Origin of the sequence: Neisseria sp. 23W00296 (assembly GCF_044772855.1) — a bacterium.
Classification (GTDB): domain Bacteria; phylum Pseudomonadota; class Gammaproteobacteria; order Burkholderiales; family Neisseriaceae; genus Neisseria.
On sequence record NZ_CP173024.1, the window covers coordinates 1,638,815 to 1,664,413 of the forward strand.

Below are 25,599 nucleotides of genomic sequence, written 5' to 3' on the forward strand. Positions count from 1 at the left end.
GCATCAGACGGTTTTCCCTTTGAAGGTTTGATTATGAACCGTTATCCCCTGTGGAAATATCTCCTGGTCACAGCCGTGCTCGCGCTGGGGCTGCTCTACACCATACCGAATTTCTACGGCGACACGCTGGCGGTGCAGGTGTCCACCAACCGCCAGTCGCTCGCCATCGACAGCCGCACGGAGGCACGCGTTGCCGAAGCGCTCAAAGCGGCGGACATTGCCGACGACGGCATGTTTATTGCCGACGGCTCGCTCAAAGTGCGTTTCAAAGACTCGCAAACGCAGATGAAAGCCCGCTCAGTGATTGAAAACGCGCTGGGCGAAGGCTATATCACGGCTTTGAACCAAATCGCCAACACGCCCGACTGGATGGCGAAAATCGGCGCGAAACCGATGTTCCTCGGCCTCGATCTGCGCGGCGGCGTGCATTTCACCATGCAGGTGGACATGAAGGCCGCGATGCAGAAAACCTTCGAGCGCTACGCGGGCGACATCCGCCGCGAACTGCGCAAAGAGAAAATCCGCAGCGGCCAGATTGCCGTCAACGACAACAGCCTGGCCGTGCCCTTCCAAGACGCGGCGGAATTGGAAAAAATCCTGCCGCAGCTGCAACGCCTGTTTCCCGAAGCCACCCTCACTTCCGACGGCAGCCGCCTGATTCTCACCCTGCCCGAACAAACCGTGGCCAACATCCGCAAACAGGCCGTCGAACAAAACATCACCACCCTGCACAACCGCGTCAACGAATTGGGCGTGGCCGAGCCGGTTATCCAACAGGCGGGGGCCGACCGCATCGTCGTCCAACTGCCCGGCGTGCAGGACACTGCCAAGGCCAAAGACATCATCGGCCGCACCGCCACGCTCGAAGTGCGCATGGTCAACGAAGACCAGTCCGCCTATGCCGCCGCGCGTGAGGGCAATGTGCCCGAAGGCTACGAGCTGCTGAAAACCGCCGGCGAGCAGCCCGCCCAACTGCTGCTGAGCAAACAGGTGGAGCTGACCGGCGACAACATCGACGACGCGCAGGCCGGGCAAAACGACCGCGGCCTGCCCGGCGTCAACGTCAGCTTCAACAACGCCGGCGCCGCCATCTTCGCCGACCTCACCCGCAACAATGTCGGCAAACGCATGGCGATGGTGCTGGTGGAACAGGGCAAGGCCGAAGTCGTCACCGCGCCGGTTATCAACGAGCCGATTCCCAACGGCAAAACCATTATCTCCGGCAGCATGAGCCGCGCCGAAGCCGAAGACATTTCCCTGCTGCTGCGTGCCGGTTCGCTGGCCGCGCCGATGGAAATCGTCGAAGAGCGCACCATCGGCGCCTCGCTCGGTGCGGAAAACATCAAAAAAGGCATGGATTCGACGCTGTGGGGCTTTGTCGTCGTGGCCGTGTTCATGGTGGTCTACTACCGCCTGATGGGCTTCTTCTCCGTGATCGCGCTGGTGTCCAACCTGCTGCTTCTGGTGGCCGCCCTCTCCTGGCTGGGCGCCACGCTCACTCTGCCCGGCATCGCCGCCATGGCGCTGACGCTGGGTATGGCCATCGACTCCAACGTATTGATTAACGAGCGTATCCGAGAAGAATTGCGCGACGGCGTCAAGCCGCAGGCCGCCATTGCCGAAGGCTACAAACACGCCTGGGACACCATCGTCGATTCCAACATCACCTCACTGATTGCCGGCATCGCCCTCCTGCTGTTCGGCTCCGGCCCCGTGCGCGGCTTCGCCGTGGTGCACTGTCTGGGCATTCTGACCTCGATGTTCTCGTCGGTGGTCGTGTCGCGCATGTTCGTTAACCTGTGGTACGGCCGCAAACGCAAGCTGCAAAGCATTTCCATCGGCGGCGACATCCGTCCCGCCGCCGCGGCAGACAAGGAGTAAACCAATGGAACTGTTCCGCTTCAAACGCGACATCCCGTTTATGAAATACGGCAAGCTCACCACCTTCATCTCGCTTGCCACCTTTATCCTCGCCGTCGTTTTCCTTGCCGTCAAAGGCTTGAATTTCTCGGTGGAATTCACCGGCGGCACGGTGATGGAAGTCGAATACGCCCAAGCGGCCGACGTCGACAAAGTGCGCACGGATCTCGACGCGCTCAATCTGGGCGACGTGCAGGTGCAAACCGTCAACAGCGACCGCCACCTGATGATCCGCCTGCCCAACAAAGCGGGTACCACCACCGCCCAGCTCTCCAACCAAACCATGGACATCCTAAAAAAAAGCGATGCTTCCGTGCAGCTGCGTCAGGTCGAATTCATCGGCCCGCAGGTCGGCGACGAGCTGGTGCACAACGGCCTGATTGCGCTGGGCATGGTCGTCGTCGGCATCATCCTCTACCTCTCCATGCGTTTCGAGTGGCGCTTTGCCGTGTCGGCCATCATCGCCAATATGCACGACGTGGTCATCATCCTCGGCTGCTTCGCCCTCTTCCAATGGGAATTTTCCCTCACCGTGCTGGCCGGCGTGCTGGCCGTTTTGGGCTACTCGGTGAACGAATCGGTGGTGGTGTTCGACCGTATCCGCGAAAACTTCCGCAAAAGCACCATGCGCGACCACACCGTGCCCGAGGTTATCGACAACGCCATCACCGCCACCATGAGCCGCACCGTCATCACCCACGGCTCGACCGAAGCCATGGTGCTCTCCATGCTCCTCTTCGGCGGCGCCGCGCTGCACGGCTTTGCGATGGCGCTCACCATCGGCATCGTCTTCGGCGTCTACTCTTCCGTTCTCGTCGCCAGCCCGCTGCTGCTACTGTTCGGCCTCAGCCGCGAAAACATCGCCCGCGTGAAAGAGAAAAAAGAAGAAGCCGTCGTCTGACGCGGACAAAGAGGCCGTCTGAACGGAATGTTTTCAGACGGCCTCTTTCTTCCGCCGCCCCCGCAACGCCACACCGAGAGGCCGTCTGAAACCATGATTAGCAAACAACAATACCTCGCCCAAGCCGCCGCCGGCTACAACCGCATCCCCCTCGTGCAGGAGCTGCTGGCCGACCTGGATACCCCGCTGTCCATCTACCTCAAACTCGCCAACCGCCCCTACACCTACCTGCTCGAATCCGTCGTCGGCGGCGAACGCTTCGGCCGCTACTCCTTCGTCGGCCTCGGCTCGAACACCTACATCAAAGCCTCCGGCCGCGAAATCAGCCTGTATGAAGACGGCGTCATTATCGAACAGCACAGGGGCAACCCGCTGGAATTTATCGAAGCCTTCCACAAGCGTTTCCACACGCCCGAAATCCCCGGCCTGCCGCGCTTCACCGGCGGCCTCGTCGGCTATTTCGGCTACGAAACCGTCTATTACTTCGAACACCTCGCAGGCCGTCTGAAACACCCCGTCAAAGCCGACCGCATCGGCGCGCCCGACATCCTCATGATGCTCTCCGAAGAGTTGGCCGTTATCGACAACCTCAGCGGCAAAATCCACCTTATCGTTTACGCCGACCCGGGCGAGGCCGACGCATACGAGCGCGCCCGCGCCCGCCTCGAAGACATCCGCGTCCAGCTGCGGCAAAACTGCGCCATCCCGCTTTCCCTGGGCAGCGGCAAAACCGAAGCCGCCAGCAGCTTCGGCCAAGAACCGTTTAAAGCCTGTGTCGAAAAAATCAAAGACTACATCTGTGCAGGCGACTGCATGCAGGTCGTCCCCAGCCAACGCATGGGCATGCCCTTTGCCGACAGCCCGCTCTCGCTCTACCGCGCCCTGCGCACGCTCAACCCCTCACCCTATCTGTTTTATTACAATTTCGACGACTTCCACATCGTCGGCTCATCGCCCGAAATACTCGTGCGCCGCGAAAAAGACAAAGTCATCGTCCGCCCCATCGCCGGCACCCGCCTGCGCGGCACCACGCCCGAAGAAGATGCCGCCAACGAACAGGATTTGCTGAACGACGCCAAAGAAACCGCCGAACACGTCATGCTCATCGACCTCGGCCGCAACGACGTCGGCCGCATCAGCCAAACCGGCCAAGTGCGCGTGACCGAAAAAATGACCGTCGAAAAATACTCGCACGTGATGCACATCGTCTCCAACGTCGAAGGCCGTCTGAAAGAAGGCGTAAGCAACATCGACATCCTCGCCGCCACCTTCCCCGCCGGCACGCTCTCCGGCGCGCCCAAAGTGCGCGCGATGGAAATCATTGAAGAGCTCGAGCCCGAAAAGCGCGGCATCTACGGCGGCGCAGTCGGCGTATGGAGCTTCAACAACGACATGGATCTGGCCATCGCCATCCGCACCGCCGTGATTAAAAACGGCACGCTGCACGTGCAAAGCGGCGCGGGCGTGGTGGCCGATTCCGACCCCGAAGCCGAATGGCAGGAAACCCAAAATAAAGCCCGCGCCGTTATCCGCGCCGCGCAGATGGTGCAGGAAGGGCTGGACAAATAGTTTCAGACGGCCTCAATACAGCTTGAGGCCGTCTGAAAACATTGCCGCAACCTGCACCCGCCCCATCAAAAGAGATACGCAATATGAACCCGACTCCCATCCTCCCTCCCGCCATGCTCGGCATACTCGGCGGCGGCCAGCTCGGCCGTATGTTTGCCGCTGCCGCCAAAACCATGGGCTACGGCGTAACCGTGCTCGACCCCGACCCGAACGCGCCAGCCGCCGCGTTTGCCGACCGCCATTTGTGCGCGCCGTTTGACGATGCGGCCGCGCTCGCCGAGTTGGCAAAATGCGCCGCCGTAACCACCGAGTTTGAAAACGTCAATGCCGACGCGATGCGCGAACTGGCGCGGCATACAATCGTATCGCCAAGCGGCGACTGCTTGGCCGTAGCGCAAAACCGCATTTTGGAAAAAGCGCGTATCCGCGCGGCCGGTCTGCAAACCGCGCCGTATCAGGCGGTGAAATCTTCAGACGACCTTAGCGAAAACAGCGCGGCTCTGCTGCCCGGCATTTTGAAAACCGCCATGCTGGGCTACGACGGCAAAGGCCAAATCCGCGTGAAAACGGTTGACGAAGCCAAAGCCGCGTTTACCGAATTGGGCGGCGTGGAATGCGTGCTGGAAAAAATGGTGGATTTGCGCGGCGAAATTTCCGTAGTCGTATGCCGTCTGAACAGCGAAAACGTGTGCACCTACGACCCGGCCGAAAATATTCACGAAAACGGCATTTTGGCTTATTCCATCGTGCCTGCGCGTTTGAGTGCGGACATCCAGCAGCAGGCGCGGCAAATGGCCGTGCGCCTGGCCGACGAGTTGGACTATGTCGGTGTGTTGGCGGTGGAAATGTTTGTCGTCGGCGACACGAAAGAGCTGGTTGTCAACGAAATCGCGCCGCGCCCGCACAATTCCGGCCACCACACCATCGACGCCTGCGCCGCCAGCCAGTTCCAGCAGCAAGTGCGCCTGATGTGCGGCCTGCCGCCGGCCGATACCCGCCTTTTGTCGTCCTGCTGCATGGCCAATATTTTGGGCGACGTATGGGGCGCAGACGGCAGCGAACCGAATTGGCTGCCGCTGCAAAGCGACGCGCGCGCCCATCTGCACCTGTACGGCAAAAAAGCCGCCCGACCCGGCCGCAAAATGGGACATTTCACCGTGTTTGCCGACGATGCCGACACCGCGCTGCAACAGGCGCAAAAGCTGCACAGCCTACTGTAACCGCCGCTCCGTGCAACACAGAGGCCGTCTGAAAAGTGCTTTTCAGACGGCCTCTGTGTTGCAACTGTATCCCCCATCCCGCACGCGGTTTCGGCTGCCGGCACGATAAAACGCACGGCTGCCGTTTTCCGACAGGCACGCGGATTCGCCGCGATGCGGGGAGCGCATTACACATTTTTCAGACGGCCTTTTACCGCATGGTAGGGCGGCGGCGTGCCTTTATCCGCTATAATCGCCGCCTGCCCGCTTCCCGTTTGACCCGAGTTCCGCCCACAGGATATGTCATGCCCATCCTAACCGTACTGCGCCCCGCCGCACCGGCCGACTGCGCCGACATCTACCACGTCCACGAATACGCCGTCCAATACACCTGCCGCAGCAGCTACGACGCCACCGTCCTCGAAGCCTGGCGCGAACTGCTCGCGCCCGACAGCTACCTGGAAACGCTGGCCGACCCCAAACGCGAGCTGTGGGTGGCCGAATTCAAAGGCAACATACAGGGTTTCTTTCAGCTCGATTTGAAAGAAGCGCAGCTCGACGCCCTCTACGTCCACCCCTTCATGCACAACCAGGGGCTGGGCACCGCCCTGCTGCAACGCGCCGAAACCCTGGCCGAACAAGCCTTGCTGGGCTTTCTCAAACTCTACGCCTCCACCAACTCCGTCAGCTTCTACCGCCTCAACGGCTACGAATCGCTGGGCAAAGCCGTGCTGCCGCTCAATCCCTCCGTTTCCGTCGGCTGCGAACTGATGCGCAAAAACCTGTAACGCGGCACGCGGCCGCAAGCGGATAAGGTTTCAGACGACCTTCGGGGCATCCGCTGCGCCAACCCTGCGCCGCCTGATGAAAACCAAACCCGTTCAGGCCGTCTGAAAGCCCGTTTCGCCCTTTCAGACGGCCTCCGTCCGATACGCCGCCGCACAAAATCCGTATAATCCGCCTTCTTTTTCACACCACACACACTTTCGCCCATGACCGCACAATTCCCCGCCGCCGCTTTTTCAGACGGCCTTTACAGCTTTCTCGCCAGCCTGTTCGCCCCGTCCGAATTTACCTCCCACCTGCTCGAAAGCAGCATCCGCCAGACCTCGGGCTGGGTGGAGCTGGGCATCGCGCTGGCGCTGATGGCGGCAATGTGGCAGCTCTCCGAATGGCTGCTCAAACGCCGCCCCTCCCCGGAACAACACAAGCTGCTGCACCATATCGGCAGGCGCATCCTCTGGCCGCTGCTGATGTGGGTGGCGGCGGCGCTGGTGCTGGCGGCGTGGAACGCCTTCGGCCTGCGCTCCGTGTGGCTGCGCCTACTGCTCTTGGCCGCCAACTGGATGTTCGCCATCCGCATCGTCATGGCCGTGCTCCATGCCGCGCTGCCCGACAAACCGTGGAGCGACCGCCTCGAACGCAGCCTGTCCGCCGTTTTGTGGTGCGCCTTCGTGCTGTGGGTGTCGGGCATCGACGACATCATCATCCGCTGGATGCAGGGGCTGGTTTTCTCCGTCGGCTCGGCCAAATTGAGCCTGTGGACAGTGAGCACCGGCCTGCTGTGGATAGGCGTGATATTGGTCTTCACCATGTGGCTGGCGCAGTTTGTGCAGGCGCGGCTGATGGCCAACACCCATCTGGATTTGAGCCTGCGCATCATGCTGTCCAACATCGTACGCATCGTGCTCATCGTCCTCTCCGTGCTGATCGCCCTGCCGCTGGTGGGCATAGACCTCACCGTGCTTTCCGTCTTCGGCGGCGCGCTCGGCGTCGGCATCGGTTTCGGTTTGCAGAAAGTGGCGAGCAACTACATCTCCGGTTTCCTTATCTTGGGCGACCGCTCCATCCGCCCCGGCGACCGCCTCACCGTCAACAGCTTCACCGGCTACGTCACCAAAATCACCTCCCGCTTCGTCGTATTGCGCAGCGGCGCGGGCACGGAAGCGCTGATACCCAACGAAACCTTTATCACCAACATGGTGATCAACGAATCCTACACCGCCAAAGCCCTGCGCCAGAGCATCGACATCCAAGTCTCCTACGACTCCGACATCCTGCGCGCCATGCAAATCATGACCGAAGCCGCCGCCAAACAAAGCCGCATCGACACTAGCGAAGGCAGCCGCCCCAAAGCCTACCTCACCGGCTTTGCCGCCGACGGCATCGACCTGCAGCTGGGCTTTTGGGTGAAAGACCCGGAAAACGGCTTCCTCGACCTCTTCTCCGCCATCCGCCTCGACATCTGGCAGCGTTTCAAAGAAGAAAATATCTCCTTCCCCTACCCCCAGCGCGAGGTACGCATTCTCAACGACCTCCCTCACACCGCAGGCGGACAGGCCGATGCGCAGACCAAGCAGCAGGAAAACGACCATGCCGTCTGAAAACCGCCCCGCCAAAGCGCCGAAAATTCCCGTGTCCGTGCTCGTCGTCCTGCACGACGGACACGGCAACGCCCTGCTGCTCGAACGTGCCGACCGCGCAGGCTTCTGGCAGTCGGTCACCGGCAGCCTCGAAGCAGGCGAAAGCCCCACCGACGCCGCCCTGCGCGAAGTGTACGAAGAAACAGGCATCGCCCTTAAACGCGAAAACCTGCACGACTGGCAATACAGCACCGAATACGAAATCTACCCCCACTGGCGCCACCGCTACCCCGCAGGCGTCACCCGCAACACCGAACACCTCTTCTCTGCCCAAATCCCACGCAACACCCCCGTCCGCCTGAGCGAACACACCGCCCTCCTCTGGCTGCCCGCCGAAAAAGCCGCCGAAAAAGCCACCTCCCCCTCCAACCGCGACGCCCTCCTGCGCTTTGTGCAGCAAAAGGCCGTCTGAAACGCCCGATTCGAGATTTTCAGACGGCCTTCGGGCACAGGTATCCTACTACCTACGGGCTGCGTTCCCTCTCCCGCCCCTGCGGGGGAGGGAGTCAGGTATCGGCGTTTCGGTTTCAGACGGCCTTTTAGGTTTCAAACTGATTTGAGGCCGTCTGAAACCTATCGGGTAACAGCGTTCCCTCTCCCGCTTGCGGGGGAGGGTTAGGGTGGGGGCTTGCGCCGCTGCGGCAGCTTTTGCAGGACATCGGCCAAATGCAGTTCTGCGAACTGCTACCCCCTCCCCAACCCTCCCCCGCGCCTGGAGCGCAGGAGAGGGGGCAGGTGCGCGGCGGGATTTTCGGTTTCAGACGGCCTTTTGGGTTTCAAACCGATTTGAGGCCGTTCCCGCCTGCGCGGGAACGGCCTTTACCATTTGGCGGTGATGCCGAAGCGGAGGGTGCGGCCGGGGGCGGGCATGTAGGAAGGACTAAGCGGATCAAGATAATAGCGGTCGGTCAGATTCGTCCCCACCAGTTCGGCGGTGATGTTTTTGCGGATTTTGTAGCGCAGGTATAAATCCCATGTGGCGACGGGCTGCCATTCCTGCCCGATGATTTGATAATTGGGATACAGTGCTTTTGGGTCTTTGCGGTAATTTTCCCATGCCTCATCACGGTTTTTCTTAATGCGGCTGTGGTAGTGGAAGCGCAGTCCTGTTTCCAGTTTTTCGCCGAAGAAACGTGCGCCGAGGTCGGCATCAATCGACCAGCGCGGTTGCAGCGCAGAAGCCAGATAACCCGAATCGCTGACTCCTCCGTGGTTGCAAGAAGGTGCTTTACCGCCCGAGCCGGGTTTTAAATAGTCGTAATTTGATGATTCATCCCGCAGTATGGCATACAGCTCATCGCACATTTCATTTTTAAGATTTCTCAATACGCCCAAGCTTCCGAATACTCTGCCGCTGTCGAAGCGGGCAGAAAGCTCCACGCCTGTCTTCACTTGTTTTTCAAACTGTTCAAACTCCAAATATTGATCACGGTCGATGATGTTTTTGGTTTTGTTGTGGAAGTAGTTGACGCGGAAGTCGGCGCGGCGCATTTTGGGGAATGCGCCCGTTAAATCATGGATGTAGCCGACTTCCCAGTTTTTGGCGTGTTCGGGTTTCCAGCCCCAGCCGGCACGGTTGAAGCCGCCGTCAAAGTTGGAGAATCCGTATGTGCCTTCAAAAATACTGGGATAGCGCAGGGTTTCGGTATAGCGCAGGTAGACACGGGCGTGGTCGGTAAGGTTTATTGTGGCGGAAAAAGCGGGTGCCCAGCCGCCGCCTTTTTGATGCCGGATGCGGTTTAATTCGGCTTGGCTGGCGTTGTTTATATTTTCAAACTTATCCGTAACAATATATTTTTTAGCCGTTTTCGGACTATTAGGGTCATTGGGGTCGTAGGCGGGATTTTCCGCAGCGGCATCCAGAATATCTTTGTGCTGATTATTCAGCATGGGGTTGTTTTCAAGTTTCAGACGGCCTGATGAATCCTTATCCCAATACAAAACAGGCGGCAGAGGTCTGTCATAGGGCTCGGTATAGTGATAGGCAAATTTGGAAAAATCGGGATTGTCTTTTGTTTGCGGATTGATAAATCTCGAATCATATACAAGATAAGGCACGCCCTGATCGTTCAATTTGAGGAATTTCTGCTGCTCTTTAATTGTCTCCGCCCGAACAAACTCCTGCCTTTTCCACATCTCATCAAGCGTTTCATCGGATACGGCTTTTGCTGCTTTATAAACCGCATATTCTTCAGGTGTGGCAATGCGGGTAAAGACTATTCCCTGGCCTCTGTTTATCGGTATCGGATACCCGAAAACGGTCAAACCTTCTTTGGCAACCCTGCCGTCATCGTTAATGCTGAAATGCGTATATCTCACCCCCGCAGTCAAGTCCAGCCAGTTTGTAGGCTTAAAATGAAAATTGAAGCCCAAATTGGCTTCGTGCCGCCGCCCGTTGCGCGGGTAGCCGAAACGGCTTAATTCATAGTTAGCACGGATAGTATTGTTGGTAATTTCGTCTTTGTATTTGTCCATGCCCATCCAGCGCAGTTCGTCGGAATATTCGTCGCGCGAACGCAGTTTTTCGTATTGGTAGTCGCCCATCACGGTCAAATCCAGCTTGGGATGCAGTTTCATGCGGTTGGAGAAAGTGAAGCCGTTGCGGTCGTTTTTGGCGTAATAGGCTTGGCCTTGAACGGTATTGAACCTGCCGTCGGTGTTGGGTGTGGTGGGATCGACTTTGGGCTTTTTGTCGGGGCTGTATCCGGCATCAATCAAGTCCTGCCGTTCGCTGGGGCTCAAATGCGGCCATTGCTGCATCAGGGATTGCCACAAACCGATTTCGCTGTCGTAGCGGCGTTGGAATTCATTGTCTTCATATAAGGTGTCGCCGGGTGCGCCGCCGGCGGTGTTGGTTTTGGATTTGGTGCGGGTTGTCCACAGGGTTGCGGTGAAATCGATCCAGCGGCTGTTTTCGGGTTTGAAGGTGTAATCGATGTTGGCGGAATTCTGTTTCACCCACGAGCGCGGCCATTCGGCGATTTTGTTGAGGTCTTCGGCTTTGCTGCTGATGGGGCCGATGATGCGTGAGGGCATGACGTCACCGAAGGTGGTGTTGGTGCGCCGCAGGCCGAGTTTGAGGGTTTGGCGGTGCGGCAGGCGGAAGGTGGTTTTGCCTATCCATGATTCGGTTTCGAGCGAGGTGTTGGAAACTTCGCCGCCGGGGTGGAAAAACAGACCGACTCGGGCGATATTGGGTGAGCCGAGCATGTTTTCGCTTCCCCAAAACTTTTCTCCTCTTGCAGCGGCTTCTTCTTGGAGGCGTTTGAGCTTGTCTAGGGTTTCCTGCGTCCACGGCCCGATGTAGCCGTAGCGTTCCGCGCCTTTTTTGCCGGAAAAATAATTGCCTTTGCTGCGGTAGGCGTAGGCAAGCATGGCATCGAAGTTGTCCTGTTTGGTGGCGGCGGCGATGCGGTAAGCTTTGTCTTTGAAGAATTTGTTGCGGCCGGAAAAACGCTGATCTACGCGGTCGGAGCCGTCGAGCATGGCACGCCAGATGCCGCCGGTGGCGTAGGCGGGCTCGGGCAGGGTGCGGTAGTCAACCGAATCTTCGTAAACGTTTTTGCGCTGTCTGATGGAATTATTGGAGGTTTCGACTTTGACTTCGAGGCCGTATTTCTGCCCATCGGGGACAATATCGTCGGCGTCGATGGTTTTCATCGCCACCGAGCCGCCGATGCCGCTCTTGATGCCGCGGTTAAACGACGGGCCTTTTTCGACATAGACGCTGCTGATGATGTTGGGGTCGACATAGTTGCGGTTGTTCGCGCCCGCGTAGCCGCGCCACACGGTAATCGCCTGCTCGGTGCCGTCCACGGTTACGGGGATGCGTCCCTGCCCCTGCACGCCGCGTATGTTGGGATCAATGGCGCCGCTGTTGCGCGCGTCGCCGCTGTACACGCCGACCATGCCGCTTAAAAGGTCGGATACGGTGTTGCCTTTGAAGGTTTCGACTTCTTCCTTGCCTTTGTAGAGGTTTACCACTTCGCGGGTGTAGACGCGGTCGCGGCCGGTTTGGTGTTTGTTTTTGTTGCCTTTGACGATAACGGTTTCGAGAGCGGAGGATTCTGCAGCGTCGGCGGCGGTGTTGTCGGCGAAGGCGGCAGGCGTGCCGAGTACGGCGATGCAGGCGGCGAGGGTTTTGAGACGGGTTTTATTCATCGCGGAAGTCCTTGCAGAAACAGATTGATACGAATCTCTTAGATTTGTTTTTGTAAACGGATTATACGCAACTTAACAAATAAAAACAAAACCAAGGAAGAGGCCGTCTGAAAACCGCATTTTTGTTTTTCAGACGGCCTCAGGCTGCAAACAATCACCTGCCGCACATTCATTCTTTCCATCAAGTCTTTAATTTGAAAGGGAAATCAAATCTTCTCAAACCGTATATTGCGCGACATACCCAAGCGGTAACGGCAGAGGCCGTCTGAAACCCGATTCGGGGGTTTCAGACGGCCTCTGTTTTCGCAGGACGTTACACGGCGGTGCGGGCGCGGTGCATGGTTTCTTTCATTTGGGCGATGGCGGCGGGCAGGCCGATGAAGAGGGCTTGGGCGATGAGGGCGTGGCCGATGTTGAGTTCGGCGATAGGGAGGATTTTGGCGACGGGCGTGACGTTGTGGATGTTCAGCCCGTGGCCGGCATTGACAATCAGGCCGCGTTCGGAGGCGAAGTAGGCGGCTTCTTCGATTTGCGCGAGCCTTTGGGCGCGTTCGTTGTGGTTTGCGGCGTCGGCGTAGGCGCCGGTGTGCAGTTCGATTACGGGTGCGTCGAGGTCGGCGGCGGCTTGGATTTGCGCTTCGTCGGCGTCGATAAAGAGGGAAACGCGGATGCCCGCTTCGGCAAGCGTGCGGGTGTAGTCGGCGATTTTCTGCTGCTGCGCCAGGACGTCGAGACCGCCTTCGGTGGTGATTTCCTGCCGTTTTTCGGGGACGATGCACACGTCGCGCGGGCGCACGGCCAGCGCGTGCTCGAGCATTTCGGGGGTGAGCGCCATTTCGAGGTTGATGTGGGTGCGTACGGCGCGGGAGATGGCGGCGACGTCGTCGTCGCGGATGTGGCGGCGGTCTTCGCGCAGGTGCAGGGTGATGTAGTCCGCACCGTGGGTTTCGGCCAACAGGGCGGCTTCGAGCGGGCTGGGGTAGACCGTGCCGCGTGCGTTGCGCAGGGTGGCGACGTGGTCGATGTTGACGCCTAAGAGCATGGGGGTTCCTTTTTGGTGGTTGGTCGGATTCGGCTGCCGTACTTCAACTTCGTTGGCATTTCGGTTTCAGACGGCCTTAACGGGTTTGAGGCCGTCTGAAAAGGGTTTTCCCGTTCAGACGGCCTTTTTGCTGCTTTGGGTTTTTCAGACGGACTCGGGATTTTCAAAATAGGAAAACCAAAACCGCGTGCGTTGCTGCGCAACATACCCTACTTTGAGGCCGTCCCCGCCTTCGCGGGGATGAAGTTTCCGCAAGCCGTTTTACCGTGCCGCTTTGGCGACGCGCCGCCAGTGGTGCAGCAAGGGTTCGGTGTAGCCGTTGGGCTGTTCCGTGCCTTTGAAGACGAGGTCGCAGGCGGCGAGGAAGGCGGGGGAGGTGTCGAAACGTCCGGCCATCGGGGTGTAGGCGGGGTCGCCTGCGTTTTGTTTATCGACAACGGCGGCCATGCGTTCGAGGGCGGCGCGCACTTCGGCGGGGGAGACGATGCCGTGCAGCAGCCAGTTGGCGATGTGCTGGCTGGAGATGCGTAATGTGGCGCGGTCTTCCATCAGGCCGACGTTGTGGATGTCGGGCACTTTGGAGCAGCCGACGCCCTGTTCCACCCAGCGCACGACGTAGCCGAGGATGCCCTGGCAGTTGTTGTCGAGCTCCTGCCGTTTTTCTTCGTCGCTCCATGCGGTGTCGGCGGCGACGGGGATGGCGAGCAGGTCGGGCAGGTAATCGGTGGCGGGCTGCGCGGCGAGTTTGTCCTGCACAGCAAACACGTTCACTTGGTGGTAATGCAGGGCGTGCAGGGTGGCGGCGGTGGGAGAGGGCACCCAGGCGGTGGTGGCGCCGGATTTGGGGTGGCCGATTTTTTGTTTGAGCATTTCGGCCATCAAATCAGGCATCGCCCACATGCCTTTGCCGATTTGCGCTTTGCCGATCAGGCCGCATTGCAGGCCGGTTTGCACGTTGTTTGCTTCGTAGGCGGCGATCCAGCGGCTGGTTTTCATGTCTCCTTTGCGTATCATGGCGCCGGCGTGCATGGAGGTGTGCATTTCGTCGCCTGTGCGGTCGAGGAAGCCGGTGTTGATGAAGACGGTGCGGTCGGCGGCGGCGCGGATGCAGGCAGCGAGGTTGGCGGAGGTGCGGCGTTCTTCGTCCATGATGCCCATTTTGAGGGTGTGGCGCGGCAGGCGGCAGAGGTCTTCGATGGCGGCGAAGAGTTCGTCGGCAAAGCGCACTTCTTCGGGGCCGTGCATTTTGGGTTTGACGATGTACACGGAGCCGCTGCGGCTGTTTTTGTTTTCGCTACGCTCGAAGTCGAAGGGGGCGGTGAGGGCGGTGATGACGCCGTCGAGGATGCCTTCGGGGATTTCGTTGCCTGCGGAATCGAGCACGGCGGGGGTGGTCATCAGGTGGCCGACGTTGCGGATGAAAAGCAGCGAGCGGCCGGGCAGGGTGAAAGTGCCGCTGCCGTCGGGCTTGGTGTATTGGCGGTCGGGGTTGAGGCGGCGGACAAAGGTTTTGCCGCCTTTTTCGACGCTTTCTTCCAGCGTGCCGCGCATCAGGCCGAGCCAGTTGGCGTAGACGAGGGCTTTGTCTTCACCGTCGACAGCGGCGACGGAGTCTTCGCAGTCCATGATGGTGGAGAGGGCGGCTTCGAGGACGATGTCTTTGATGCCTGCGGGGTCTTGGCTGCCGATGGGGCTGTCTTTGTCGATGAGGATGTCGATGTGCAGGCCGTTGTGCAGGAAGAGGAGCGAGGTGGGCGCGGCTTCGCTGCCGTTGTAGCCGGCGAAGAGTTCGGGCGATTTGAGGCCGGTTTCGCTGCCGTTGATCAGGCGTACTTTCAGACGGCCTGCGCCGACGTAATACAGGGCGGCGTCTTTGTGGCTGCCGTGTTCGAGGGGCAGGCTTTGGTCGAGGAAATCGCGGGCGAAGGCGATAACGGCTTCGCCGCGCTGCGGGTTGTAGGTTTTGCCGGGGGCGAGGCTGCCGCTTTGGTCTATTGCGTCTGTGCCGTAGAGGGCGTCGTAGAGGCTGCCCCAGCGGGCGTTGGCGGCGTTGAGGGCGTAGCGGGCGTTGTTGATGGGGACGACGAGCTGGGGGCCGGCCTGTTCGGACAGTTCGCGGTCGACGTTTTGCGTGGCGATTTTGAAGGGGGAGGGTTCGTCGGCAAGATAGCCGATGTCTTTGAGGAAGGCGCGGTAGGCCGCAGCATCGCCGAGGCCGTGTTCTTTGTGCCATTGGTCGATTTTGGCTTGGATTTCGTCGCGTTTTGCCAAGAGTTCGCGGTTGCGCGGGGCGAAGCGTCCGACGAGTTCGGCAAAGCCCTGCCAGAAGGCGTCGGCTTCGACGTTGGGATGGTTCGCCAGAAGGTTTTCGCTGATGAAACGGTAGAGATGGGAGTCGATTTGCAGACTGGCTGCGGGGATGTAGCTGTACGCCATGTTGGTTCTCCTAAAAGTGTTTTTTCTTATTTGCACTGCGTTGCCGCAGCACGGCGCAACCTTAACAGTTTTTTGCAGACGAGAAAAGGCCGTCTGAAAACGCGGCGGCGCTTTCAGACGGCCTCTGCCGTTTGGCTTCAGCCGCGCCAGTAGTTGTTGGCGGCGGCGATGGTTTGAAAGTTGATGGCGATCACCTGCGAAGCGGCGGTGAGGCTGTCGGCATCGTTGGCGTAAACCGAACGCAGCTGTTTCAGCACTTCGACATCGGGCTGGGTGGTTTTCACGCCGCGGCGGCTGAGGGTAACGGCCAGTTCGAAACCGGCCTGCGGCGTGTCGGTGATGAGGGTGGTGAGCCAGGGTTGGTCGCTCATTTTTGTGTCCTTTTATATATGGTTATTGTGAAAAGAAAGCCCGCACGGGGCGCTGCTGCGGCCTTGGTGCGGCGGGGAAACTGCCCCGCCGCTGCCGCAAAAGGCCGTCTGAAACGGGTTTCAGACGGCCTCGATACCTGAATCCGGCTTACTTCGCGGCCACCAGCTCCTGCAATTCGCCCGCTTCGTACATTTCCTGCAAAATATCCGCGCCGCCGACGAATTCGCCGTTGACATAAAGCTGCGGGATGGTCGGCCAGTCGCTGTATTCCTTAATGCCTTGGCGCACTTCGGGGTTTTCCAACACGTTAACGGTAACGTATTGCGCGCCCGCGGCGTTCAGCAGCTGCACCGCGCGCGAAGAAAAGCCGCACTGCGGAAATTGTTTGGTGCCCTTCATAAACAGCACGATGGGATGGGTGGTAACCACTTCTTTGATTTGCTCTTGAATGCTCATGTTTGGTGTTCCTTAAAAAAACCGTTGGCGAAAAACGGCGGCATTATACGCGCCATTTTGATGAATTTGAAACGAATGTTTCGGCCGCCGCGCGGACAGGCTAAAATGCCGCCTTTTTTCTCCCGTCCGTCCGCGCCGCACCATGATCGAACTGAAAAACCTCACCCTGCAACGCGGCAGCAAACTGCTGCTCGACCAAGCAAACCTGACCATCGCCCCCGGCAAACGCGTCGGCCTGATCGGGCGCAACGGCAGCGGCAAATCCAGCCTGTTCGCTCTGATAAAAGGTGAAATTGCGCAAGATGGCGGCGACATTGTCCTGCCGCCGCACTGGAAAACCGCCTCCGTCGCCCAGGAAACCCCCGCGCTCGACACCTCCGCGCTGGATTACGTTTTGCAGGGCGACAAAGAATTGCAGGCTTTTCAGACGGCCTTGGCAGAAGCGCAAGCGCAAAACGACGGCATGAAGCAGGCCGAATACCACGGCAAACTCGAAGAAATCGACGCCTACACCGCCCCCGCCCGCGCCGCCAAACTCCTCAGCGGCCTCGGTTTCGCCCAAGAAGAACACAGCCGCCCCGTCAAATCCTTCTCCGGCGGCTGGCGCATGCGCCTCAACCTCGCCCAAGCCCTGATGTGCCGCGCCGACCTGCTCCTGCTCGACGAACCCACCAACCACCTCGATTTGGAAACCGTGCTGTGGCTGGAAAACCACCTCGCCGACCTGCCCTGCACCCAAATCATCATCTCCCACGACCGCGACTTCCTCAACGCCGCCACGACCCAAACCGTCGAACTCTCCGGCCGCAAACTCACCCTCTACGGCGGCAACTACGACTTCTACCAGAGCGAGCGCGCCCGCCGCCTCGCCCAACAGCAGGCCGCCTACGCCAAACAGCAGGCACACATCAAACACCTGCAATCCTTCATCGACCGCTTCAAAGCCAAAGCCACCAAAGCCGTGCAGGCGCAAAGCCGCATAAAAGCCCTCGACAGGCTCGAACGCATCGCCCCCGCCCACCTCGACAGCGGCTTCTCCTTCCGCTTCGACACCCCCGAACACCTGCCCAACCCCCTGCTCAAACTCGAAAAAGCCGATCTCGGCTACAACGGCGAAACCATCCTGCGCGGCGTCTCCCTCTCCCTCGAAAGCGGCGCCCGCTACGGCCTCCTGGGCGTCAACGGCAGCGGCAAATCCACCTTCATCAAAACACTGGCCGGCAGCCTGCCCCTGATTGCCGGCGGCATCGTCCGTGCCGAAAAACTCAACATCGGCTACTTCGCCCAACACCAGCTCGACACCCTGCGCCCCGACCAAAGCCCCCTGTGGCACATCCAAAAACTCTCGCCCGAAGCCAAAGAACAAGACATCCGCAACTTCCTCGGCGGCTTCAACTTCACCGGCGATGCCGCCCTGCAAAACACCGCCCCCTTCTCCGGCGGCGAAAAAGCCCGCCTCGCCCTCGCTATGCTCGTCTGGCAGAAGCCCAACCTCCTCCTGCTCGACGAACCCACCAACCACCTCGACCTCGACATGCGCCACGCCCTCACCCTCGCCCTGCAAAGCTTCCAAGGCGCACTCATCGCCGTCTCCCACGACCGCAGCCTGCTCGAAGCCACCACCGACAGCTTCCTCCTCATCGAAGAAGGCCGTCTGAAAACCTTCGACGGCGATTTGGAAGACTACCGCCGCTACCGCCTCGCCCGCGAAAACGCCGCCGCCGCGCCCGCCGCCTCCGCGCAAAACCAAAACCGCAAAGACAGCAAACGACTCGAAGCGCAAATCCGCCAGGAAAAAGCCAAACGCGGCAAACCCCTGCAACAGAAAATCGACCAAGCCGAAAAAGAAATCGCCGCCCTCAGCGAAATTCAGACGGCCTGTGAAGCATTTTTGGTACAGGAAAACGCCTACAACGAAGAAAACAAAGGCAAATTGCAGCAAACCCTTAGCCAACTGGCGCAAACCAAAGTAAAATTAGGACAAATGGAAGAAAACTGGCTTGCCTGGCAGGAAGAACTCGAAAGCATCCTGCTCGCCGTCGAAGAAGAACTACGGGGAATATCCGAATGACGAAACGAAACACCATGAAACCCAGCATCCTCACCCTTACTCTTGCCGCCGCCGCATTCTCCGGCGCGGCCGAAGCCAAAGTCTACGAATGCAGCGTCGGCGGCATTACCGTCTACACCTCCCGCCCCTCCGCCAGCTGCCGCGCGTCCGACCTGCCCAAAATCGGCAGCTATTCCAGCCTGCCCGTCCCGCGCAGCGCGCCGCAGCAGTTTGCCGCCCGCCAAGACACAACCGCGCCCGCCGCAACAAGGCACGTTTCCGTCAACAAAGCCTCCGCCACCCCCGTACGCAACGCCCCGTCCCTGCAAGCCGCCGACGCCGCCCTTCTGCCCCGCCCCTCCGGCAGCAGCGGCCGCCGCACCATCTTGGAACAAGAGCTGGCCAACGAGCGCCAGGCGCTCAATCTGGCACAAAACGAACTGAGCACCGCCCGCGCCCAGAAAAACCAAAACCGCGCCAGCCAGCTCACCGCCAGCATCCAAGACCGCCAGCAAAACATCCAGGCGCTGCAACGCGAACTGAGCAGAATGTAAAACCCGTCTTTCAGACGGCCTCCAACCTCCGAAGCCCCTCCGCCTCGGAGGTTTTCCCTATCCGGCGATTCCGCAGAAAATAAAAACCTCCACGCGAAAGGCCGTCTGAAACCGGACGGCGCGGGCATCGTGCAGGGCGTGCCGCCACAGCGGCGTTCCCGTTCCATACAAAGCCCCAATCCGCTTTTAAATTCGTTGAAGCCCCGCTTTCAGAAACGTCATTTCCGCGTAGGCGGGAACGGCCTGTATAATCCGCCGTTTCCCATTCCGCCGAAAAACCCGTCATGGCCAACCAAAGACTCATCTACGGCTTTCACGCCGTCAACGCCCGCCTGTGGCAAAACCCCAAATCCCTTACCGAACTCTACATCCAAGAGGGCAAAAACGATGCCCGCACGCGCGAAGTGTTGGAAAAAGCCGCCGCCGAAAACGTGCGCGTGCATTTTGCCGATGCCGACCGCCTGAACGCTATCGCCAAAGGCGCGCGCCATCAGGGCGTAGCCGGTTTTATCGATGCCTCGAAAAACCACGTCCACCTTGAAGACGTGTTGGAAAACCTGAGCGAACCGCCGCTTCTGCTCATCCTCGACGGCATCACCGACCCGCACAACCTCGGCGCGTGCCTGCGTACCGCCGACGCAATGGGCGTACACGCCGTGATTGCGCCGAAAGACAAAAGCGCGGGGCTGAACGCCACCGTGAGCAAAGTCGCCTGCGGCGCGGCCGAAACCGTGCCCTACATCACCGTAACCAACCTCGCCCGCACCCTGCGCGAGTTGAAAGAATACGGCATCTGGATAGTCGGCACCGACATGGGGGGCTCGGCCGATTTGTACCACGCCGACCTGCCCGAGAGCATCGCCTGGGTGATGGGCAACGAGGGCGAAGGCATGCGCCGCCTCACGCGCGAGCATTGCGATATGCTGGTATCGATACCGATGTTCGGCACGGTGGAAAGCATGAACGTGTCCGTCAGCGCTGGCATGGTGTTGAGCGAAACGCGGCGGCAGCGGGTGTTGAAAACTCTGGGACGCGGTTGAAACGCTGCCTGAAGGCCGTCTGAAAAACAGTAAAGAGGCCGTCTGAAAGATTCAGACGGCCTCCGCATCAAATCCTTGCCCTGCCCTGCTCCGCCAAACCGCGCAGACAGACATTATAGTGAGCCAAAATAAAAAATCTACGGCGTTGCTGCGCCTTGCCGTACTACCTGTACTGTCTGCGGCTTGCTGCCTTGTATCTTTTTTATTTTGACTCACTATATTTCCAAACCACGGCAGCCGTCTGAAAAAACGATAAGGCCGTCTGAAGATTTTCAGACGGCCTTTCCCGTTGGCGGCGTTTGGCGGCGGATTCAGTCGCGCACGTAGATGGTTTCGACGTCGTAGTCGTCTTCGTTCCAATCATTGTCTTCGTCGGCAAAGCGTTCCTGCCATTCTTCTTCGTGGCTGAGGGAGGAATCCATGCCGCTTTCGAGGCGCAGGACGGACAGCAGGTGGTAGATGTCGGCGGGCAGCGGCGCTTCAAAATGCACGGTTTCACCGCTTTGCGGGTGGACGAAGCTGAGGCGGTAGGCATGCAATGCCTGTCTGCCCAGTTGGCGCACGGTGCTTTTGACGGTGTCGGAGCAGGCGTGGCGCGGGTTGCCGTAGACGGGGTCGCCCGAGAGCGGATGGTTGGCTTCGCGCATGTGGACGCGGATTTGGTGGGTGCGGCCGGTTTCCAGTTGGCATTCTATATAGCTGTGCGCCTGATAGCGTTCGAGCACTTTCACGTGGGTGACGGCTTCTTTGCCGCCGAATTTCACCACTGCCATTTTGACGCGGTTGTGCGGGTCGCGGCCGATTTGGGTTTCGATTTTTCCGTCGAAGGGCACGATGCCGTCGGCCACGGCGCGGTAAACGCGTTTGACCGTGCGCTCCTGCATTTGTTTGACCAGGTGGTTTTGCGCGCTCAGGGTTTTGGCAACGACCATCAGGCCGCTGGTATCTTTGTCGAGACGGTGGACGATGCCCGCACGCGGCACGTTCTGCAAGGCTGGGCAATGCGCCAAAAGGCCGTTGAGCAGCGTGCCCGACCAGTTGCCCGCGGCGGGGTGTACGACGAGTCCGGCGGGTTTGTTCAGCACGATCACGCTGTCGTCTTCGTAAACGATGTCCAAATCGATAGGCTCGGGCGTGAAGGCCAGCGTTTCGTTGCTTTCCTGCACCTGTACGGCCAGTTTCTCGCCGCCTATCAGCTTGTCTTTGGGCTTGGCGGGTTTGCCGTCCACCGACACCGCGCCTTCTTTAATCCAGTCGGCCAGGCGCGAGCGCGAGTAGTCGGGCAGCAGCTTGGCTAAGGCGGCGTCGAGACGCAGCCCGGCCAAATCGAGCGGCACGGTTAAATTCAGACAAGTTTCGGCGGCAGGGGCTGCACCAAACTCAAAATCGTCGTTATAATCGCCGCCATTTTCAAATGAAGAGTTCTGCATGAAAAAAATTCTTTTAGTAGCGTTGCTGGGTGCGACGCTGTCCGGCTGTGCAAGTAAAGGCACAAGTGACAAAGACGCGCAAATCACCCAAGACTGGTCGGTGGAAAAACTGTACGCCGAAGCGCAAGACGAGTTGAACAGCAACAATTATACGCGTGCCGTCAAGTTATATGAACTGCTCGAATCCCGCTTCCCGCAAGGCCGTTACGCGCAGCAGGCGCAGCTTGACACGGCCTATGCCTATTACAAGGACGAAGAGCGGGAAAAGGCGCTCGCCGCCGTGGAACGCTTCCAAAAGCTGCACCCGCAGCATCCGAACATGGACTACGCCCTTTATCTCAAAGGGCTGATTCTGTTTAACGAAGACCAATCCTTCCTCAACAAACTCGCCTCGCAGGACTGGTCCGACCGCGATCCCAAAGCCAACCGAGAAGCCTATCAGGCCTTTGCCGAGCTGGTTCGCCGCTATCCGCAGAGCAAATACGTCGAAGACGCCACCAAGCGCATGACCAAGCTGGTGGACGCGCTGGCCGGCAACGAAATGGCCGTCGCCCGCTACTACGCCAAACGCGGCGCCTACCTCGCCGCCGCCAACCGGGCGCAAAACATCGTCACCGGCTTCCAAAACACCCGCTATGTCGAAGAAGCGCTGGCCGTGATGGAACTCTCCTACCGCAAAATGGAGCGCCCGCAGCTTGCCGACGACACCCGCCGCATCTTGGAAAAAAACTTCCCGCAAAGCCCCTACCTGACCCGCTCGTGGAAAGACAACGACGCCCCCTGGTGGCGTTATTGGAAATAACGGGCTTTACACACAACAGGCCGTCTGAAAACCTTTCAGACGGCCTGTCTGCCTATTACAATCCCCCTCTCCAACAGCAAAGCGAGAAACCAAATGGATCTGCGCCACATCCGCGAAGACTACAGCAAACAGCAGCTTTCCGAACAAGACTGCGCCGACAGTCCCGTCGTCCAATTTGAAAAATGGCTGAACGAAGCCGTCAAGGCGCAAGTCAACGAGCCCACCGCCGTCAACGTCGCCACCGTCGGCGAAGACGGCCGCCCGCAAAGCCGCATGGTGCTGCTCAAAGAAGTCAACCCGCAGGGCTTCGTCTTCTTCACGAATTACCACAGCCGCAAAGGCCGCGCCCTCGCCGATTGCCCCTTCGCCGCCCTCACCTTCTTCTGGCCGGAACTCGAACGGCAGGTACGCATCGAAGGGCGCGTCGAAAAACTCTCCGAAGCCGCCTCCGACGAATACTTCGCCTCCCGCCCCTACGCCAGCCGCATCGGCGCGTGGGCAAGCGAACAGAGCAGCGTCATTGCCGACAAAAACGTCCTCATCAAACGCGCCGCCGCCGTCGGCCTCAAACACCCGCTCAACGTCCCCCGCCCGCCGCACTGGGGCGGCTTCCTCGTCATTCCCGACCGCATCGAGTTTTGGCAGGGACGCCCCAGCCGCCTGCACGACCGCATCCGCTACCGCCTTTCAGACGGCCTGTGGATCAAAGAGCGCCTCGCGCCGTAGTTTCAGACGGCCTTTCAGACGGTCTCACGCATACCGAGGCCGTCTGAAAAAGGAAAAACCGCTTTCAGACGGCCTCCCCGAACCCCAAAGGCCGTTCCCGCCTACGCGGGAATGACGTTTCCGAAAACCAAGATTCAATAAAACAAACAAAGGAGAAACCATGCAGAACGCAGCAAAACCTTTTCCCCGCGTCCTCACCATCGCCGGTTCGGATTCCGGCGGCGGCGCGGGCATACAGGCCGACCTCAAAACCTTCGGCGCGCTCGGCGCATACGGCGCCAGCGTTATCACCGCCGTTACCGCGCAAAACACCCTCGGCGTGCAGGCCATACACACCGTCCCGCCCGAAACCGTACGCGCCCAATGCGAATCCGTGCTTTCCGACATCCGCATCGACGCCGTCAAAATCGGCATGCTGCCCGACTGCGAAACCATCCTCACCGTTGCCGCCGCCCTGCGCCGCCATCCCGTTCCCTTCGTCGTTCTCGATCCCGTCCTCATTGCCACTTCCGGCGACCGCCTCGCCCTCGAAAACACCGTCGAAACCCTGTTTGCCGAACTGGTGCCGCTGGCCGATTTGCTGACGCCCAATCTGGCCGAACTGGCAGCACTCGTCGGCAGCAGCCCGCCGCAAGACGAAAAAGAGATGCTGCACCAAGGAGCAACCCTGCTCGGTCGCGGCGCGAAAGCCGTGCTGCTCAAAGGCGGCCATTGGAGCGGCGACACCGCCCGCGACTGGCTGGTGCGGCAGAACGCCGAAGCGCAGTGCTTTATCAACAGCCGCATCAGCACCCGCAATACGCACGGCACGGGCTGCACCCTCTCCGCCGCCATCGCCGCCCTTTATCCGCACCGCAAACAGCTACCGCTCGCCGTGGCCGCCGCCAAAAGCTATCTGCACGGTGCCCTCGACGCAGGCAGCCGCTGGCAGCTCGGCCGTGGCGCCGGCCCCGTCGCCCATTTCTGGCGCACGGTGCGCTAGGTGCTATCAGAAACCCCGCTCGTTTTCCGTTCCGCAAAAAGATACCGCGCCTTTAACGGCGCGGCATTGCTTTTTCTCATGTCTGACCGAAAACGTCCTGCCGCTGCCGCCCGTTATCGGGCGGAACAGCGGCAGGCCGTCTGAAAGGGCGGTTTGTGCTTAAAAACCGGTTCAAAATCTCCGATACGGCTTTCAGACGGCCTGGAAAAGGTTTAAAGACGCGGATCTGTCTGTATGTCTGTTTGACGGCGGCAGGCCGTCTGAAAAGCCGGTTTTATTCTTTCGGGAAGCTCTCTTTAATCCACAGCAGGGCAATCAGCAGGGCGGCGGCCAGCGCGGCAGCGGTCATCAGCATGGCGTGCTGGTAGTCGGCCAGCAGCTCCTGCGTACCGGCGAGCAGTTTGCCCGGCAACCCCACCAGCAGGCCGCCTGCGATAAACATCGAGCCGTTGACGATGGAAGCGGATGTGCCGATCAGGTGCGGCGGAACGTTGTCCGCCGCAGCGGTGAAGTTGAGCATATGGCCGGCGTTGCAGAAGCCGAAGATGAAATACAGTACCATAGCCACGGCACCCGACATCGGCAGGTAAATGACGCACAGCAGCGACAGAACCTGTACCAGCGTGGTGACGGCTATCGGCCATTTGCGCGATTTGAGCGCGTTGGAGATTTTGTTGATCAGCGGGCTGCCGGCCGCCAGTCCCAGCCACAGGCAGGCGGTGGCGTGGTTGGCGGTGCTGGCGTCAATGCCGTGCGCCATCAGCAGTTTCGGCTCCCAGACGACGCCGAACGCCAGAATCATGCCGAATACGATGGCGCCTTGGATGCTGATCGCCCAAATCTGTTCTTTTTTTCAATACTTCGAGGATAGAGCGGAAGACGGAGGCGATGAACTCGCCCGCGCCGGATTTTTCGCCCTCCACTTCGGATGGGTTGTGGACAAACATCACGGCGGCAATCAGCAGAAGAACGCCGAATACGCCGAAGCCGGTAATGATGGCACGCCATTCCCAGCGGCTGAGGGCGAAGTCGAAGGCGGTTTGGCCGAAGGCGGAGGAGAGGGCGGCCACCAGTTGCACAAGGCCGAACATGATGCCGAATTTGGCCATGCCGAACCACACGCCGCCGACGTAGCCCGCGCCGACGAATCCGGCACACGATCCCATTGCCAGCACCACTTGCGAGAGCAGCAGCATTTCAAAACTTTGGGCAAAGGCGAACAGGAACACGCCCAAAATAACCAGGCCGATGGCGGGTATCAGCACTTTGCGGCTGCCCAGTTTGTCCAAGAGCGCGCCGGAGAAGAGTTGGGCGACGGCGAACACCCATGTGTAGGTGGCGGCAATCAGGCCGACTTGCTCGATGCTGAGGTTCAGCGTTTTCGCCACGCTGTTGTTGACGATGGCGTAGCCGGTCTGCACGTTGAACAGCCACACGACGAAAATCACGGCGATCGTCCATACCGTCCAGGCGCGTGCGCCGCCGAGTTCGTAGGTTTTGTTGTTTGTTTGCGTACTCATTTGATTCTCCTATCAA

General features: G+C 59.7%; 21 protein-coding genes. 13 read left to right on the top strand and 8 right to left on the bottom strand.

Annotation, left to right across the window (positions count from 1 at the left end; translation table 11 throughout):
- Positions 1 to 33: 33 nt before the first annotated feature.
- The 7 genes from secD (at position 34) to nudB (ending at position 8,424) form a co-directional block, all read left to right on the top strand.
- Positions 34 to 1,881 carry a protein translocase subunit SecD gene (secD, locus tag ACG2K1_RS08235; protein ID WP_395429174.1) on the top strand — a complete coding sequence of 616 codons (1,848 nt, stop codon included), beginning with the start codon at positions 34 to 36 and terminating at the stop codon, positions 1,879 to 1,881.
- Positions 1,882 to 1,885: 4 nt separating this feature from the next.
- The gene (gene secF, locus ACG2K1_RS08240) at positions 1,886 to 2,821 is read left to right on the top strand and encodes a protein translocase subunit SecF (protein WP_009427176.1); all 936 of its coding nucleotides are present in this window, start codon (positions 1,886 to 1,888) and stop codon (positions 2,819 to 2,821) included.
- Between the two features lie 93 nt (positions 2,822 to 2,914).
- Positions 2,915 to 4,390, top strand: coding sequence for an anthranilate synthase component I (gene trpE / locus ACG2K1_RS08245; RefSeq protein ID WP_036496624.1), 1,476 nt, complete (start codon positions 2,915 to 2,917; stop codon positions 4,388 to 4,390).
- Between the two features lie 83 nt (positions 4,391 to 4,473).
- A complete protein-coding gene (locus ACG2K1_RS08250; protein ID WP_395429175.1) occupies positions 4,474 to 5,610 on the top strand; it encodes a 5-(carboxyamino)imidazole ribonucleotide synthase in 1,137 nt (378 codons plus the stop codon).
- Between the two features lie 284 nt (positions 5,611 to 5,894).
- Complete coding sequence (locus ACG2K1_RS08255) at positions 5,895 to 6,377, top strand: GNAT family N-acetyltransferase (RefSeq protein ID WP_395429176.1); 483 nt, start codon at positions 5,895 to 5,897, stop codon at positions 6,375 to 6,377.
- A gap of 204 nt (positions 6,378 to 6,581) precedes the next feature.
- Positions 6,582 to 7,973: a mechanosensitive ion channel family protein gene (locus ACG2K1_RS08260; RefSeq protein ID WP_395429177.1), complete on the top strand. Its 1,392-nt coding sequence runs from the start codon at positions 6,582 to 6,584 to the stop codon at positions 7,971 to 7,973.
- The gene (gene nudB, locus ACG2K1_RS08265) at positions 7,963 to 8,424 is read left to right on the top strand and encodes a dihydroneopterin triphosphate diphosphatase (protein WP_395429178.1); all 462 of its coding nucleotides are present in this window, start codon (positions 7,963 to 7,965) and stop codon (positions 8,422 to 8,424) included. The genes ACG2K1_RS08260 and nudB overlap by 11 nt, the downstream gene beginning before the upstream one ends.
- A gap of 407 nt (positions 8,425 to 8,831) precedes the next feature.
- On the opposite strand, the gene ACG2K1_RS08270 is transcribed toward nudB, so the two are convergent.
- The 5 genes from ACG2K1_RS08270 to grxD form a co-directional block, all read right to left on the bottom strand.
- Positions 8,832 to 12,173: a TonB-dependent receptor domain-containing protein gene (locus ACG2K1_RS08270; RefSeq protein WP_395429179.1), complete on the bottom strand. Its 3,342-nt coding sequence runs from the start codon at positions 12,171 to 12,173 to the stop codon at positions 8,832 to 8,834.
- A 313-nt stretch (positions 12,174 to 12,486) separates the two neighbouring features.
- Positions 12,487 to 13,215, bottom strand: a complete 729-nt coding sequence (pdxJ, locus tag ACG2K1_RS08275) for a pyridoxine 5'-phosphate synthase (protein ID WP_395429180.1) — start codon at positions 13,213 to 13,215, stop codon at positions 12,487 to 12,489.
- Between the two features lie 261 nt (positions 13,216 to 13,476).
- Positions 13,477 to 15,651 (bottom strand): malate synthase G, encoded by a 2,175-nt coding sequence (locus tag ACG2K1_RS08280; RefSeq protein WP_395429181.1) that lies wholly within the window; start codon positions 15,649 to 15,651, stop codon positions 13,477 to 13,479.
- A 137-nt stretch (positions 15,652 to 15,788) separates the two neighbouring features.
- Positions 15,789 to 16,022, bottom strand: a complete 234-nt coding sequence (locus ACG2K1_RS08285; protein WP_009427190.1) for a hexameric tyrosine-coordinated heme protein — start codon at positions 16,020 to 16,022, stop codon at positions 15,789 to 15,791.
- A gap of 148 nt (positions 16,023 to 16,170) precedes the next feature.
- Positions 16,171 to 16,479 (bottom strand): Grx4 family monothiol glutaredoxin, encoded by a 309-nt coding sequence (grxD, locus tag ACG2K1_RS08290; protein WP_009427191.1) that lies wholly within the window; start codon positions 16,477 to 16,479, stop codon positions 16,171 to 16,173.
- A 142-nt stretch (positions 16,480 to 16,621) separates the two neighbouring features.
- Here grxD and ACG2K1_RS08295 point away from each other — a divergent pair, with 142 nt between their 5' ends.
- From ACG2K1_RS08295 to rlmB, 3 genes are all read left to right on the top strand, one after another.
- Positions 16,622 to 18,550 (top strand): ABC-F family ATP-binding cassette domain-containing protein, encoded by a 1,929-nt coding sequence (locus tag ACG2K1_RS08295; protein WP_395429182.1) that lies wholly within the window; start codon positions 16,622 to 16,624, stop codon positions 18,548 to 18,550.
- Between the two features lie 14 nt (positions 18,551 to 18,564).
- Positions 18,565 to 19,083: a hypothetical protein gene (locus ACG2K1_RS08300; protein ID WP_395429183.1), complete on the top strand. Its 519-nt coding sequence runs from the start codon at positions 18,565 to 18,567 to the stop codon at positions 19,081 to 19,083.
- A 284-nt stretch (positions 19,084 to 19,367) separates the two neighbouring features.
- On the top strand, positions 19,368 to 20,123 hold the full coding sequence (gene rlmB / locus ACG2K1_RS08305) for a 23S rRNA (guanosine(2251)-2'-O)-methyltransferase RlmB (RefSeq protein WP_009427194.1): 756 nt from the start codon (positions 19,368 to 19,370) through the stop codon (positions 20,121 to 20,123).
- 311 nt (positions 20,124 to 20,434) lie between these two features.
- Here rlmB and rluD read toward each other — a convergent pair whose 3' ends face one another.
- Positions 20,435 to 21,553, bottom strand: coding sequence for a 23S rRNA pseudouridine(1911/1915/1917) synthase RluD (rluD, locus tag ACG2K1_RS08310; protein ID WP_395429185.1), 1,119 nt, complete (start codon positions 21,551 to 21,553; stop codon positions 20,435 to 20,437).
- On the opposite strand from rluD, the gene ACG2K1_RS08315 reads away from it, so the two are divergent.
- The 3 genes from ACG2K1_RS08315 (at position 21,552) to thiD (ending at position 24,063) form a co-directional block, all read left to right on the top strand.
- On the top strand, positions 21,552 to 22,355 hold the full coding sequence (locus ACG2K1_RS08315) for an outer membrane protein assembly factor BamD (RefSeq protein WP_395429186.1): 804 nt from the start codon (positions 21,552 to 21,554) through the stop codon (positions 22,353 to 22,355). The two genes, rluD and ACG2K1_RS08315, sit on opposite strands and share 2 nt — an antisense overlap.
- Positions 22,356 to 22,448: 93 nt before the next feature.
- Complete coding sequence (gene pdxH / locus ACG2K1_RS08320; RefSeq protein WP_094030986.1) at positions 22,449 to 23,081, top strand: pyridoxamine 5'-phosphate oxidase; 633 nt, start codon at positions 22,449 to 22,451, stop codon at positions 23,079 to 23,081.
- Between the two features lie 160 nt (positions 23,082 to 23,241).
- Positions 23,242 to 24,063: a bifunctional hydroxymethylpyrimidine kinase/phosphomethylpyrimidine kinase gene (gene thiD, locus ACG2K1_RS08325; RefSeq protein ID WP_395429187.1), complete on the top strand. Its 822-nt coding sequence runs from the start codon at positions 23,242 to 23,244 to the stop codon at positions 24,061 to 24,063.
- Positions 24,064 to 24,337: 274 nt separating this feature from the next.
- On the opposite strand, the gene ACG2K1_RS08330 is transcribed toward thiD, so the two are convergent.
- Both ACG2K1_RS08330 and ACG2K1_RS08335 read right to left on the bottom strand, forming a co-directional pair.
- Complete coding sequence (locus ACG2K1_RS08330) at positions 24,338 to 24,823, bottom strand: MFS transporter (protein ID WP_198344882.1); 486 nt, start codon at positions 24,821 to 24,823, stop codon at positions 24,338 to 24,340.
- Positions 24,807 to 25,583, bottom strand: a complete 777-nt coding sequence (locus tag ACG2K1_RS08335; RefSeq protein WP_009427204.1) for an MFS transporter — start codon at positions 25,581 to 25,583, stop codon at positions 24,807 to 24,809. Before ACG2K1_RS08335 ends, ACG2K1_RS08330 begins: the two co-directional genes overlap by 17 nt.
- Positions 25,584 to 25,599 lie beyond the last annotated feature (16 nt).

Excerpts from the sequence above, each read along its gene's own strand:
- ACG2K1_RS08335 (WP_009427204.1), bottom strand. The coding sequence starts at position 25,583 with ATGAGTACGCAAACAAACAACAAAACCTACGAACTCGGCGGCGCACGC.
- ACG2K1_RS08315 (WP_395429186.1), top strand. The coding sequence starts at position 21,552 with ATGAAAAAAATTCTTTTAGTAGCGTTGCTGGGTGCGACGCTGTCCGGC.
- secF (WP_009427176.1), top strand. The coding sequence starts at position 1,886 with ATGGAACTGTTCCGCTTCAAACGCGACATCCCGTTTATGAAATACGGC.
- ACG2K1_RS08280 (WP_395429181.1), bottom strand. The coding sequence starts at position 15,651 with ATGGCGTACAGCTACATCCCCGCAGCCAGTCTGCAAATCGACTCCCAT.
- ACG2K1_RS08295 (WP_395429182.1), top strand. The coding sequence starts at position 16,622 with ATGATCGAACTGAAAAACCTCACCCTGCAACGCGGCAGCAAACTGCTG.
- nudB (WP_395429178.1), top strand. The coding sequence starts at position 7,963 with ATGCCGTCTGAAAACCGCCCCGCCAAAGCGCCGAAAATTCCCGTGTCC.
- trpE (WP_036496624.1), top strand. The coding sequence starts at position 2,915 with ATGATTAGCAAACAACAATACCTCGCCCAAGCCGCCGCCGGCTACAAC.
- ACG2K1_RS08255 (WP_395429176.1), top strand. The coding sequence starts at position 5,895 with ATGCCCATCCTAACCGTACTGCGCCCCGCCGCACCGGCCGACTGCGCC.
- pdxJ (WP_395429180.1), bottom strand. The coding sequence starts at position 13,215 with ATGCTCTTAGGCGTCAACATCGACCACGTCGCCACCCTGCGCAACGCA.
- thiD (WP_395429187.1), top strand. The coding sequence starts at position 23,242 with ATGCAGAACGCAGCAAAACCTTTTCCCCGCGTCCTCACCATCGCCGGT.
- pdxH (WP_094030986.1), top strand. The coding sequence starts at position 22,449 with ATGGATCTGCGCCACATCCGCGAAGACTACAGCAAACAGCAGCTTTCC.
- secD (WP_395429174.1), top strand. The coding sequence starts at position 34 with ATGAACCGTTATCCCCTGTGGAAATATCTCCTGGTCACAGCCGTGCTC.
- ACG2K1_RS08330 (WP_198344882.1), bottom strand. The coding sequence starts at position 24,823 with ATGGCGCACGGCATTGACGCCAGCACCGCCAACCACGCCACCGCCTGC.
- ACG2K1_RS08285 (WP_009427190.1), bottom strand. The coding sequence starts at position 16,022 with ATGAGCGACCAACCCTGGCTCACCACCCTCATCACCGACACGCCGCAG.
- grxD (WP_009427191.1), bottom strand. The coding sequence starts at position 16,479 with ATGAGCATTCAAGAGCAAATCAAAGAAGTGGTTACCACCCATCCCATC.
- ACG2K1_RS08250 (WP_395429175.1), top strand. The coding sequence starts at position 4,474 with ATGAACCCGACTCCCATCCTCCCTCCCGCCATGCTCGGCATACTCGGC.
- rlmB (WP_009427194.1), top strand. The coding sequence starts at position 19,368 with ATGGCCAACCAAAGACTCATCTACGGCTTTCACGCCGTCAACGCCCGC.
- ACG2K1_RS08260 (WP_395429177.1), top strand. The coding sequence starts at position 6,582 with ATGACCGCACAATTCCCCGCCGCCGCTTTTTCAGACGGCCTTTACAGC.
- ACG2K1_RS08270 (WP_395429179.1), bottom strand. The coding sequence starts at position 12,173 with ATGAATAAAACCCGTCTCAAAACCCTCGCCGCCTGCATCGCCGTACTC.
- rluD (WP_395429185.1), bottom strand. The coding sequence starts at position 21,553 with ATGCAGAACTCTTCATTTGAAAATGGCGGCGATTATAACGACGATTTT.
- ACG2K1_RS08300 (WP_395429183.1), top strand. The coding sequence starts at position 18,565 with ATGAAACCCAGCATCCTCACCCTTACTCTTGCCGCCGCCGCATTCTCC.